The sequence below is a fragment of the Mycobacterium sp. PTI7 genome (genome assembly GCF_056679845.1).
On record NZ_CM155252.1, the window covers coordinates 2,565,652 to 2,577,349 of the forward strand.

An 11,698-nucleotide genomic window follows, 5' to 3' on the forward strand; every position below is an offset into this window, starting at 1 on the left:
TCAGGCTGGTCATTCGGCTTTCCCGAAGCGACGATTGCGGTTCACGTACTCCATGCACGCCGCCCACAGTTCGCGGCGATCGTAGTCGGGCCACAGCGTCTCCTGGAACACGAACTCGGCGTACGCGGCCTGCCACAGCAGGAAGTTGCTCGCACGCTTCTCGCCGGAGGTCCTGATGAACAGGTCGACGTCCGGGATGTCGGGGCGGTGCAGGTGCTTGGCGAACGTCGACTCGCTGATCCGGTCCGGACGGACCTTGCCGTCGGCGGCCTCCTGCGCGAGTTCCCGCACGGCTTCGATGATCTCGGTGCGGCCGCCGTAGTTGACGCAGTAGTTGATGGTGATGACGTCGTTGCCGAGGGTCATCTCCTCGGCGATCTCGAGTTCCTTGATGACGCTGCGCCACAGTCGCGGCTTGGAGCCCACCCAGCGCATCCGCACGCCCATCGCGTTGAGTTCCTCGCGGCGGCGGCGCACCACCTCGCGGTTGAAGCCCATCAGGAAGCGCACCTCCTCGGGGCTGCGCTTCCAGTTCTCGGTGGAGAACGCGTACACCGTCAGGTGCTTGACGCCGATCTCGATGGCGCCGCAGATGATGTCGATGAGCACCGCCTCGCCCATCTTGTGGCCCTCGGTGCGGTTGAGGCCGCGCTGCGTGGCCCATCGGCCGTTGCCGTCCATCACGACGGCGACGTGGTGCGGGACCTGGCCGGCCGGGATCTGGGGCGCGGTCGCCTTCGACGGGTGCTGCGGCGGCCGGGAGAACCTGCCGTTGGTGTTGGCGGGAAGGGCCGGGAACAGCACGGGCCAGGTCGACGTGTCCGGGAAGATCGGATAGTCGTCAGGCGCCGGAGGCAGCTGGGGGTAGGTCTCCTTCGCCCGCGTGGATGCCATGCGCCACATCCTGCCCGACCAGACCGGATCTGATCCCGGCGACCGTGGCATCCGCGCGGTACACGCGCTCCACCAGCGGCAACGTCCGCATCTGACGCTCGAGGTGCCACTGCAGATGCGCGGCCACCAGCCCGCTGGCCTGGCTGCGGTGCGCCGTGGTCGACGCCTCGGCGATCTCCCAGTCCCCGTCGTTGAGGGCGGCCATCAGGTCGATGACGCCCTGCGGCGGGGTGATCGACCCGGACGGCCTGCAGTGCACGCAGACACTGCCGCCGGCGGCGACGTGAAACGCACGGTGCGGACCGGGGGTGGCGCACCGGGCGCATTCGACGAGCGCGGGCGCCCAGCCCGCGATGGCCATGGCGCGCAGCAGGTAGGCGTCCAGCACCAGTTCCCGGGCCCGGGCGCCGTCGGCCACCGCACGCAGGGCCGCGACGGTGAGGCGGTGCAGCGCGGGTGCGGGGGCACGCTCCTCACCGGCGAGGCGCTCGGCGGTCTCCAGCACCGCGCACCCGGAGGTGTAGCGGCCGTAGTCGCTGACGATGTCGGAGGCGAAGGCGTCGATGGCCTGCACCTGGGTGACGATGTCGAGGTTGCGGCCGGGGTGCAGCTGAACGTCGATGTGAGCGAACGGTTCCAAGCGGGCGCCGAACTTGCTGCGGGTGCGGCGCACGCCCTTGGCCACGGCGCGGACCAGCCCGTGCTCACGGGTGAGCAGCGTCACGATCCGGTCGGCCTCGCCGAGCTTGTGCTGGCGCAGCACGACCGCTCGATCCCGGTACAACCGCATCGGCCCAGTCTCCCACCCGGCGGTGACAACCGTGGCGAGGCCCGCCCGTCGGACCGACCGATATTCTCGGAACCGTCATGGTTCAGACTTCCTCCGCAGCTCGCTCGGCCGCCCGGTTCCCCACGCTCACCCAGGAGCTGTATCAGCTCGCCGCTGGTCAGACGACGTCCACGGAGCTGGTTCGGCGCTCGCTGACGGCCATCGAGGCCAGCCAGCCGACGTTGAACGCCTTCCGCGTCGTGATGGCCGAGCGGGCGCTCGCCGACGCCGCGGCCGCCGATCGGGCGCGGGCCGGCGGCCGATACCGTCCGCTGCTCGGCATCCCGATCGCGGTCAAGGACGACGTCGACGTCGAGGGCGTGCCCACGCGCTTCGGCACCGTCGCGGAACCGCCGCCGGCCACCGCCGACAGCGAGGTGGTGCGCCGCCTGCGCGCCGCGGGCGCGATCATCGTCGGCAAGACCAACACCTGCGAGTTCGGCCAGTGGCCGTTCACCAGCGGTCCGGGCTTCGGCCACACCCGCAATCCCTGGTCGGCCGACCACTCCCCCGGCGGCTCGTCGGGCGGCAGTGCCGCCGCGGTGGCCGCGGGCCTCGTTCCCGCCGCGATCGGCTCCGACGGCGCGGGCAGCGTCCGGATCCCGGCGGCCTGGTCGCACCTCGTCGGCATCAAGCCGCAGCGCGGCCGCATCTCCACCTGGCCGCTGCCGGAGGCGTTCAACGGCATCACCGTCAACGGGGTGCTGGCCCGCACGGTGACCGACGCGGCGCTCGTCCTCGACGCGGCGTCGGGCAACGTCGAGGGTGACCTGCACCAGCCGCCGCCGATCCGTGCGACCGATCACGTGGCGCGCGCGCCGGGCCCGCTGACCGTCGCGATGTCGACGGCGTTCCCGTACACCTTCTTCGGCGCCAAGCTGCACCCCGAGATCCGTGCCGCGATGGAGGTGGTCGCCGACCAGCTCCGCGACCTCGGGCACGCGATCCGCCGGGCCGACCCCGACTACGGCCTGCGGATGTCGTGGAGTTTCCTGTCCCGGTCGACGTCGGGGCTGCTCGACTGGGCCGACCGGTACGGGCCGGCCGTCGACCTCGACGCGCGCACCCTGAGCAACATGCGCACGGGCCGCCTGCTGTCGGAGCGTGCGCTGCGCAAGGCCCGCGCCCGCGAGGCCGACAGCCGTCGTCGCGTCGGCTGGATCTTCAACATCGCCGACGTCGTGCTGGCCCCCACCACCGCGCAACCGCCGCCGGGACTGCACGACTACGACCGCCGCGGCAGCCTCGCCACCGACCGGGCGATGATCCGCGAATGCCCCGTGACGTGGCCGTGGAATCTGCTGGGGTGGCCGTCGATCAACGTGCCCGCCGGCTTCACCTCCGACGGGCTGCCGATCGGCGTCCAGCTGATGGGTCCGGCGAACAGCGAGCCGCTGCTGATCTCGCTGGCCGGGCAGCTCGAGGCGATCGGCAACTGGGCGACCAAGCAACCCGACCCGTACTGGCCGGTGACCTGACGCTCAGAAACCCAGTCGGCCCAGCTGTTTCGGGTCGCGCTGCCAGTTCTTGGCGATCTTCACGCGCAGGTCGAGGTAGACCTTGGTGCCGAGCAGCTTCTCGATCTGGATGCGCGCCGCGGTGCCGACCTCGCGCAGCCGCGCGCCGCCCTTGCCGATGACGATGCCCTTCTGGCTGTCGCGTTCGACGTAGAGGATCGCGTGAACGTCGATGAGGTCGTCGCGGTCCGCGCGCGAGCTGATCTCGTCGATGACGACCGCCAGCGAGTGCGGCAGTTCGTCGCGCACTCCCTCGAGGGCCGCCTCGCGGATGAGTTCGGCCATGAGGACTTCCTCTGGCTCGTCGGTCAATTCACCGTCCGGATAGAACGCCGGCCCGGGCTCCAGCTGGCCGACGAGGACGTCGATCAACACGTCGAGCTGCTCGCCCTTGGTGGCCGAGACGGGGACGATCTCCGCCTTGCCCTCGGTCAGTTCGCTGACGGCCAGCAGCTGCGCGGCGACCCTCTCCCGGGACACCTTGTCGGTCTTGGTGACGACGACCACCAGCGTGGTCCTCGGCGCGACGGCCCGGATCTGCTGGTAGATCCACCGGTCACCCGGGCCGATGGTCTCGTCGGCCGGGATGCAGAGCCCGATCACGTCGACCTCGGAGTAGGTGCCCTTCACCAACTCGTTGAGGCGCTCGCCCAGCAGCGTGCGGGGCCGGTGCAGACCAGGCGTGTCGACGAGGACGATCTGGAAGTCCTCGCGGTGCACGATGCCGCGGATGGTGTGCCGCGTGGTCTGCGGCCGGTTCGACGTGATCGCGACCTTCTCGCCGACGAGCGCGTTGGTCAGCGTCGACTTGCCGGTGTTGGGCCGGCCGACGAAACAGACGAAACCGGAGCGAAATTCGGTCACAGCGGGGTGCCCGCGCGATCGGTGACGATCACGGCGGCGTCGGCGGACATCTCGCGCACGGCGGCGATGCCTGCGTCGTCGGCGGATCCGCCGACCAGCACGGCGGCCTCCAGCCCGGCGGCGCCGCTGGACACAGCGGCGGCGACGGCGGCCTGCAGCGCGGTCAGCGTCAGCGTCCGCAGCGCGACGGGCGCCCCGGCGTAGGTACGGCCGTCGAGATCGCGGACGGCGGCGCCGTCACCGGCCTCGGCCCTCCCCATCGCACCGCGGGCGAGCACCACCAGCTTGGCGTCCTCGGGATCGAGCCCTGTGTCGCTCACTGGTCGTCGTCCTCTTCTGTAGGGGTGCGGGAGACCAGCACGGTACCGACGCGCACCCGGCCGCGATGGTCGCGGCCGCCCTCGGCGCGCAGTCGCAGCGGGCCCCACGCCACCTCGGCACCCGGCAGCGGCACCCTGCCCAGCTCGTGGGCGAGCAGGCCGCCGACGGTGTCGACGTCGAGGTCGTCGTCGATGTCGAGTCCCTCGAAGATCTCGCCGAGGTCCTCCAGCGGGACCCGGGCGGACACCCGGAACTGGTTGTCGCCGAGATCCTCCCACGGCTGTACCTCGTCGGTGTCGTACTCGTCGGCGATCTCGCCCACGATCTCCTCGAGGACGTCCTCGATGGTGGCGAGACCGGCGATGGCCCCGTACTCGTCGACCAGGAGCGCCATGTGGTTGCGGTCGCGCTGCATCTCGCGCAGCAGCTCGTCGAGCGGCTTGGAGTCCGGCACGAACACCGCGGGCCGCATCACCTGCTCCACCCGGGTGTCCCGGCCGCCGTTGGTGGAGTTGTACGTCTGCTCCACCAGGTCCTTGAGGTAGACGACGCCGATCACGTCGTCGACGTTCTCGCCGATCACCGGGATGCGCGAGTGCCCGCTGCGGACCGCCAGCGACGTGGCCTGCCCGGCGGTCTTGTCGGCCTCGATCCACACCATCTCGGTGCGCGGCACCATGATCTCGCGCACGGCGGTGTCACCGAGTTCGAAGACCGACTGGATCATCCGGCGTTCGTCGTCTGCCACCACGCCGCTCTGCTGGGCGAGGTCGACGACCTCGCGCAGCTCGATCTCGGACGCGAACGGTCCATTGCGGAAGCCGCGACCCGGGGTGAGCGCGTTGCCGATCAGGACGAGCAGACGGCTGATGGGCGTGAGCAGCACCGAGATCGCCTGCAGCGGAAGGGCCGAGATGAGCGCGATGGTGTAGGCGTTCTGCCGTCCCAGCGTGCGCGGGCCGACGCCGATCGCCACGAAGCTGACGACGACCATGATGGCCGTGGCGGCGACCAGGCCCCACTTGAGGCCGAGGTCCTCGACGAGGTACGCGACGAGCAGGACGGTCGCGAGCGTCTCGCAGGTGATGCGCAGCAGCACCACCAGGTTGATGACGCGGGGCCGGTCGGCCATCAGGCGGGCCAGTCGGGGTGCGCCGGGCCGCTCGTCGCGGACCAGTTCCTCGATGCGGGCCATGGACACCGTGCTGATCGCGGCGTCGATGGCGGCGAACACGCCGCCCAGGAGGATCAGTGCCACGGCCCCGAACAGGGGTGCGATTCCCGTCACGACAGGTCGTAGAACTGTGACTTGTCGAGCAGCGTGCGGTCCCGCTCGACCTGCCGGTCCCGGTGATAGCCGTCGACCTGGTCGGCCACCCAACCCTCGAGGAGTTCGCGCTGCAGGGCGAACATCTCCTTCTCCTCGTCGGGTTCGGCGTGGTCGTAGCCGAGCAGGTGCAGGACGCCGTGCACGGTGAGCAGCGCGAGTTCCTGACCGAGCGAATGCCCCGCGGCCTCGGCCTGCTTGCCCGCGAACTCCGGGCACAGCACGATGTCGCCGAGCATCGAGGGGCCCGGCTCCGGCGCGTCCGGCCGGCCGCCGGGCTCCAGCTCGTCCATGGGGAAGCTCATCACGTCGGTGGGACCGGGCAGGTCCATCCACCGCATGTGCAGGTCGGCCATCGCCGCCGAGTCGAGCAGCACCATCGACAGCTCGGCGGCGGGGTTGACGTCCATCCGCTCGATGACGAACCGCGCGACGCTGATCAGCTCGGTCTCGGACACGTCGATGCCGGACTCGTTGGAGACCTCGATGCTCACCGGCGGGACCTACCCGAATCCGCCCGGCGCTGAGCACGATTCAGGTTCGCGGCCGCACCCTCCGACTTCGCGTACGCGTCCACGATCTCGGCCACCAGGCGGTGTCGCACCACGTCGGCGCTGGTCAGCTCGGAGACGTGAATGTCGTCGATGCCGTCGAGGATGTCGACCGCCGCCCGCAGTCCGGACCGCGCCCCGCCCGGCAGGTCGATCTGCGTGGTGTCGCCGGTGACGACGATCTTCGAGCCGAAGCCCAGACGCGTCAGGAACATCTTCATCTGCTCGGCGGTGGTGTTCTGCGCCTCGTCGAGGACGACGAAGGCGTCATTCAACGTCCTTCCCCGCATGTACGCCAGCGGCGCCACCTCGATGACACCGGTGCTCATCAGCTTCGGGATGAGTTCGGGGTCCATCATGTCGTGCAGCGCGTCGTACAGCGGGCGCAGGTACGGGTCGATCTTCTCGCTGAGCGTGCCGGGCAGGAAGCCGAGGCGTTCACCGGCTTCCACGGCGGGCCGGGTCAGGATGATGCGCGATACCTGCTTGGTCTGCAGCGCGCTGACGGCCTTCGCCATCGCGAGGTAGGTCTTGCCGGTGCCGGCGGGGCCGATGCCGAAGACGATGGTGTGGTTGTCGATCGCGTCGACGTAGCGCTTCTGGTTCAGCGTCTTCGGGCGGATCGTCTTGCCCCGGCGGGACAGGATGTCGAGGGTCAGCACGTCGGCGGGCGACTCGCCTCCGCTGCCGGTCAGCATCGACACCGTGTGGCGGACCGCTTCGGGGGTGAGGACCTGGCCGCTGGACACCACGGCGAGCAGTTCGGTGATGGCGCGCTCTGCGAGGGCGACGTCGGCGGGCTCACCGGACAGTGTCAGCGCGTTGCCACGCGCGTGCACGTCTGCGGTGAGCAGGTTCTCCAGGGCCCGGAGGTTCTCGTCGCCGGAGCCCAGCAGGCCCACGACCAGGTCGGGCGGCACGTTGATGTTGCTGCGTACGGGGTTGCTGCTTCGTCCGGACGACGAGGCCGCGTTCGTCTCGCGGGGGGTCACGTGGAGTTCAGTGCCTGCTTCCTGGGTTGGGCAACGGTTCTGGCCCGAGTTTACCGCTGGTCACCGTCACGTCCCAAAGCGATTTCTACCGCCACCTGGGTGTCAGCACGCCGAGGGCACCGAGTGCGACCGCTGCGGCGCTCGAGGTGCGCAGCACCGACGGCCCCAGACGCACCGCGATCGCACCGGCAGCGGTCAGCGCGGCGATCTCCCCGTCGCTGATCCCGCCCTCGGGTCCGACCAGCAGGAACACCGAGTGCGCGTCGCCGAATCGGGCGGTGAGCGTGGGCCCGGTGAGGGGTTCGGTCGCCGATTCGTGCAGTGCCAACACCACGGCCCCGTCGGCGGTCGCCGAGGCGACGATGGCTGCGAGTTCCGCGGTCGACACGACGGCGTCGACCACCGGGACGTGGGGGCGGCGGGATTGGCGCGCGGCGGACTTCGCGACGGCCTGCCAGCGCCGCAGGCCCTTGTCGCGCTTGGCATCGCCGTCCCAGCGGGCCACGCAGCGCTCGGACTGCCAGGCCAGGAACCTATCCGCGCCGACCTCGGTGGCCAGTTCGACGGCCAGTTCGGCCCGATCCGACTTGGGCAGCGCCTGCACGACGGTGACGGTCGGCACGGGACTCGCGACGGCGTCGACGCTCTCGACGCGTGCGACGAGCCGGCCCTTCGCGACCTCGGCGACGACGCAGTGTGCGACGACTCCGGCGCCGTCGCCGACGTCGATGCGCTCACCGACGCGAATCCGCCGCACGTTGGCCGCGTGGAACCCCTCGTCGCCGTCGACGGTCACCGTCGATGCGTCGTCGGGCAGGGCGTCGACGTAGAACAGCGCGTCACTCACGCCCGGACTACCGGCCGGTGAACGTCTCGCGCAGCCGGCTGAACAAGCCGCCGCCCGCAGGACTCGCCGACTGGGTCGACTTCACCTCGGCGACGTCGCGCACGCGGTGCTCCTTGAGCTTGCGGAGCAGGTCGGTGTCCTGATGGTCGAGACGCGACGGCACCACGACGTCGATGTGGGCGTGCAGATCGCCGCGGACCCCGGACCGCAGGTGTGGCATGCCGCGACCCCGCAGCGTGGTGACCGTGTTGGGCTGCGTGCCCGGCGCGATGGTGATGTCGACGGGACCGTCGAGGATGGCCTCCACCGAGACCGTGGTGCCGAGGGCGGCGTCGACCATCGGCACCGACACCGTGCAGTGCAGGTCGTCGCCGTCGCGGACGAACACGTCGTGCTGCTGCTCGTGCACCTCGACGTACAGGTCGCCGGCGGGACCGCCGCCGGGGCCGACCTCGCCCTGGGCGGCGAGCCGCACGCGCATGCCCTCGCCGACGCCGGCCGGGATCTTCACGCTGACCTCGCGACGGGCGCGGACGCGACCGTCACCGCCGCAGCGGTGGCAGGGGTCGGGGATGGTCTCGCCGACGCCCGCGCACACCGGGCACGGACGCGTCGTCATGACCTGCCCGAGCAGCGAGCGCTGCACGGTCTGCACCTCGCCCTGTCCGTGGCAGGTGTCGCACGTGACCGGCGTCGTGTCGCCGTGCGTGCCCTTGCCGTGACAGAGGTCGCACAGGATGGCGGTGTCGACGGTCACCTGCTTGGTGACGCCCGTCGCGCACTCCGCGAGGTCCATGCGCATCCGCAGCAGCGAGTCCGATCCGGGACGCACCCGACCGATGGGGCCGCGGCCGCCACCGCCCCCGCCGCCGAAGAAGGCCTCGAAGACGTCGCCGAGTCCGCCGAAGCCGCTGAACCCGTTGCCGCCGCCGCCGCCCATGCCGCCGGTCTCCATGGGATCGCCGCCCATGTCGACGATGCGCCGGCGGTCGGGGTCGGTGAGCACCTCGTAGGCGAGCTTGACCTCGGCGAACTGCTCCGTCGCGTCGGGGTTCACGTCCGGGTGCAGCTCGCGCACCAGCTTGCGATAGGCGGACTTGATCTCCGACTCGCTCGCACCCTTGCTCACACCGAGCAACCCGTAATAGTCGCGTGCCACGCCAAACCCTTCCACAAAACTTCGTGCCGCCTTCGCGGCGATTCACACCCCTATCGGGTGCCGAGGACTTCGCCTATGTAGAGAGCAACCGCCGCAACGTTGGCGATGGTTCCCGGATAGTCCATTCGCGTGGGGCCCAACACACCCATGCCGCCGTACACCTTGCCCAGCGACCCGTACGTGGTGGAGACCACCGACGTGCCGGCCATCTGCTCGGCTTCGGTCTCGTGGCCGATCCGCACCGTGATTTTACCGGCTTCCTGCTGCGCCGCGAGCAGCCGCAGCACCACGACCTGTTCCTCGAGGGCCTCGAGCACCGAGCGCAGCGAGCCGCCGAAGTCCGCGGTGTTGCGGGTGAGGTTGGCGGTGCCACCGAGCATGAGGCGTTCCTCGGTGTGCTCGACGAGCGTCTCCACCAGCACGGTGGCGGCGCGGCCCACGGCATCGCCCAGGTTGCCGTGGCCGACTAGCTGCGCGGCGAGGTCCGCGACGGCCACCGACGCCGCCGACAGCGGTTTGCCCTCGAGCGCCGAGCCGAGCCGTTCTCGCAGCTGCGAGAGCTGGTGGTCGTCGATCGCGTCGCCGAGTTCGACGATGCGCTGGTCCACCCGGCCGGAGTCGGTGATGACGACCAGCAGCAACCGCGCCGGCGTCAGCGCCACCACTTCGAGGTGACGGACCGTCGAGGCCGACAGCGTGGGGTACTGGATGATCGCGACCTGCCGGGTGAGCTGCGCCAGCAGTTTCACGGCGCGGCGCAGGACGTCGTCGAGGTCGACGCCGGTCTCGAGGAACGTGAGGATGGCGCGGCGCTCGCTGGCCGACATCGGCTTGACGTCGTCGAGGCGGTCGACGAACTCGCGGTAGCCCTTCTCGGTGGGCACGCGGCCCGAGCTGGTGTGCGGTTGGGCGATGTAGCCCTCGGCCTCGAGCACCGCCATGTCGTTGCGCACGGTGGCGCTCGACACCCCGAGATTGTGGCGCTCCACCAGCGACTTGGAGCCGATGGGCTCCTTGGTGGTCACGAAGTCCGCAACGATGGCGCGAAGCACCTCGAAGCGTCGATCGTCGGCACTACCCATGTGTTCACCTGCCTCGTCTGGAGTCGTCGCTCCCATTTTACGTTGACCTGCGCCGTCACCGACGCCTGGCAGTCCCGGATGCCCAGGACAACACGAGCCGAGCGCACTAGCCTTCGATTCATGCCGACGCCGACGTTGACGGATCACCCCGCCGTGGCGAGCCGCTCGTGATCTTCAAGGGTGTTCGGGATGGCAAGCCCTACCCCGACCTGGGGCTCACGCATCGGCAGTGGGCGCAGATCCCGCCGCGGCAGATCCGCCTCGACGAGCTGGTCACCACCACCACCGTGCTGGCCCTGGACCGCCTGCTGTCCGAGGACTCGACGTTCTACGGCGACCTATTCCCGCATGCCGTCCGCTGGGAGGGCGTGATCTACCTCGAGGACGGTCTGCACCGGGCCGTGCGTGCGGCGCTGCGGAACCGGACCGTCATGCACGCCCGCGTCTACGACACCGACCGCCCGTTCGACGAGCAGACTGGCCCGACCCAGCTCTAAGGGCTCCTCCGGCTCTAGGGGCTCCTCCGGCGAGCGGGGGGCTCCTCCGGCGAGCGTGCGTGTCTGCGGGCGACACGCCGACGTCAGACCTGAGTTTCCGCACGCTCGCAGTCGGGGGTCACCGGCCCGCGTCCGGCGATCAGGAACGTGACCGCCGCCAGGACCTGCCACGCGTAGATCGTGTAGACGCTGCCGCGCTCCCAGGAACCGATCGGCATGGTCTTCGCCACCACCGGGATCAGGCACAGCAGGCCCACGACCCCGAGCACGACCGACACCGCCGTGAACGCCTTGGCGGCCGCGGCGGGTCGCAGCGCCCACGCTCCGGTCAGCACCGCCAGGTTGCCGCCCGCGATGGCGAGGCCGGCCCCCACTCCGTGCCACGGCGAGGTGGTGCCACTGTGCACCGTGGCCACCAGCACGTTGCCCACCCCGTTCAGCGTCACGACGACCCGGAACGCAACGGCGCTCGGAGATCGGCTGCCGCGCACCAGGAGCCACCCGCCGAGCGGCAGTACCACCGCCTGAAGCAGGAACGCGGCATTCATCAACCCCGCGCGAGGAGAGACGACGGGGTCGCCCAGCGTGCTGATGTAGTCATTCGCGTAGCCGTAGCCGGCGATCGCCGTCGACGAGTACGCCTCGACGACGAAGTAGACGACGGCGGACAGGATCCACAGCGAGGTACCGACCCGGATGGACACCGGGCCCAGGGTAGGCGAAGTGACGCTGACCGCCCGGTCGCGAGCGTGCGCGAACTCCATTCTTTGGCACGGCGTGTCGCCCGCAGACACGCACGCTCGCCGAAGAAAGGTGAC

At 70.3% G+C, this 11,698-nt stretch carries 13 protein-coding genes; 2 read left to right on the forward strand and 11 right to left on the reverse strand.

All coding sequences use genetic code 11. The features are described 5' to 3' along the window. Nucleotides 1-9: 9 nt before the first annotated feature. Both AC1MEY_RS12365 and recO read right to left on the reverse strand, forming a co-directional pair. On the reverse strand, nucleotides 10-894 hold the full coding sequence (locus AC1MEY_RS12365) for a decaprenyl diphosphate synthase (RefSeq protein ID WP_480230902.1): 885 nt from the start codon (nucleotides 892-894) through the stop codon (nucleotides 10-12). Continuing rightward, nucleotides 842-1,684 (reverse strand): DNA repair protein RecO, encoded by an 843-nt coding sequence (recO, locus tag AC1MEY_RS12370; RefSeq protein WP_480230903.1) that lies wholly within the window; start codon nucleotides 1,682-1,684, stop codon nucleotides 842-844. The genes AC1MEY_RS12365 and recO overlap by 53 nt, the downstream gene beginning before the upstream one ends. A gap of 77 nt (nucleotides 1,685-1,761) precedes the next feature. Between recO and AC1MEY_RS12375 the strand changes: the two genes are divergently transcribed. After that, on the forward strand, nucleotides 1,762-3,201 hold the full coding sequence (locus AC1MEY_RS12375) for an amidase (RefSeq protein WP_480230904.1): 1,440 nt from the start codon (nucleotides 1,762-1,764) through the stop codon (nucleotides 3,199-3,201). 3 nt (nucleotides 3,202-3,204) lie between these two features. Here the strand turns inward: AC1MEY_RS12375 and era are convergent, their stop codons facing one another. The 8 genes from era to hrcA form a co-directional block, all read right to left on the reverse strand. After that, entirely contained in the window at nucleotides 3,205-4,104 is a 900-nt protein-coding gene (era, locus tag AC1MEY_RS12380; RefSeq protein ID WP_480230905.1) for a GTPase Era, read from the reverse strand. After that, nucleotides 4,101-4,364 carry a cytidine deaminase gene (locus tag AC1MEY_RS12385; RefSeq protein WP_480231447.1) on the reverse strand — a complete coding sequence of 88 codons (264 nt, stop codon included), beginning with the start codon at nucleotides 4,362-4,364 and terminating at the stop codon, nucleotides 4,101-4,103. The genes era and AC1MEY_RS12385 overlap by 4 nt, the downstream gene beginning before the upstream one ends. A 56-nt stretch (nucleotides 4,365-4,420) precedes the next feature. After that, the gene (locus AC1MEY_RS12390; RefSeq protein WP_480230906.1) at nucleotides 4,421-5,713 is read right to left on the reverse strand and encodes a hemolysin family protein; all 1,293 of its coding nucleotides are present in this window, start codon (nucleotides 5,711-5,713) and stop codon (nucleotides 4,421-4,423) included. Further along, nucleotides 5,710-6,246, reverse strand: a complete 537-nt coding sequence (gene ybeY / locus AC1MEY_RS12395) for an rRNA maturation RNase YbeY (RefSeq protein ID WP_480230907.1) — start codon at nucleotides 6,244-6,246, stop codon at nucleotides 5,710-5,712. The genes AC1MEY_RS12390 and ybeY overlap by 4 nt, the downstream gene beginning before the upstream one ends. Further along, nucleotides 6,243-7,295: a PhoH family protein gene (locus tag AC1MEY_RS12400; RefSeq protein ID WP_480230908.1), complete on the reverse strand. Its 1,053-nt coding sequence runs from the start codon at nucleotides 7,293-7,295 to the stop codon at nucleotides 6,243-6,245. Before AC1MEY_RS12400 ends, ybeY begins: the two co-directional genes overlap by 4 nt. 85 nt (nucleotides 7,296-7,380) lie before the next feature. Beyond that, a complete protein-coding gene (locus AC1MEY_RS12405; protein ID WP_480230909.1) occupies nucleotides 7,381-8,142 on the reverse strand; it encodes a 16S rRNA (uracil(1498)-N(3))-methyltransferase in 762 nt (253 codons plus the stop codon). A gap of 7 nt (nucleotides 8,143-8,149) precedes the next feature. Further along, a complete protein-coding gene (gene dnaJ / locus AC1MEY_RS12410) occupies nucleotides 8,150-9,301 on the reverse strand; it encodes a molecular chaperone DnaJ (RefSeq protein ID WP_480230910.1) in 1,152 nt (383 codons plus the stop codon). A 50-nt stretch (nucleotides 9,302-9,351) separates the two neighbouring features. Further along, on the reverse strand, nucleotides 9,352-10,383 hold the full coding sequence (gene hrcA, locus AC1MEY_RS12415; protein ID WP_480230911.1) for a heat-inducible transcriptional repressor HrcA: 1,032 nt from the start codon (nucleotides 10,381-10,383) through the stop codon (nucleotides 9,352-9,354). Nucleotides 10,384-10,550: 167 nt separating this feature from the next. Here hrcA and AC1MEY_RS12420 point away from each other — a divergent pair, with 167 nt between their 5' ends. After that, the gene (locus tag AC1MEY_RS12420) at nucleotides 10,551-10,880 is read left to right on the forward strand and encodes a type II toxin-antitoxin system VapB family antitoxin (RefSeq protein WP_480230912.1); all 330 of its coding nucleotides are present in this window, start codon (nucleotides 10,551-10,553) and stop codon (nucleotides 10,878-10,880) included. Nucleotides 10,881-10,963: 83 nt separating this feature from the next. On the opposite strand, the gene AC1MEY_RS12425 is transcribed toward AC1MEY_RS12420, so the two are convergent. Beyond that, entirely contained in the window at nucleotides 10,964-11,584 is a 621-nt protein-coding gene (locus tag AC1MEY_RS12425) for a DUF998 domain-containing protein (protein ID WP_480230913.1), read from the reverse strand. Between the last annotated feature and the right edge of the window lie 114 nt (nucleotides 11,585-11,698).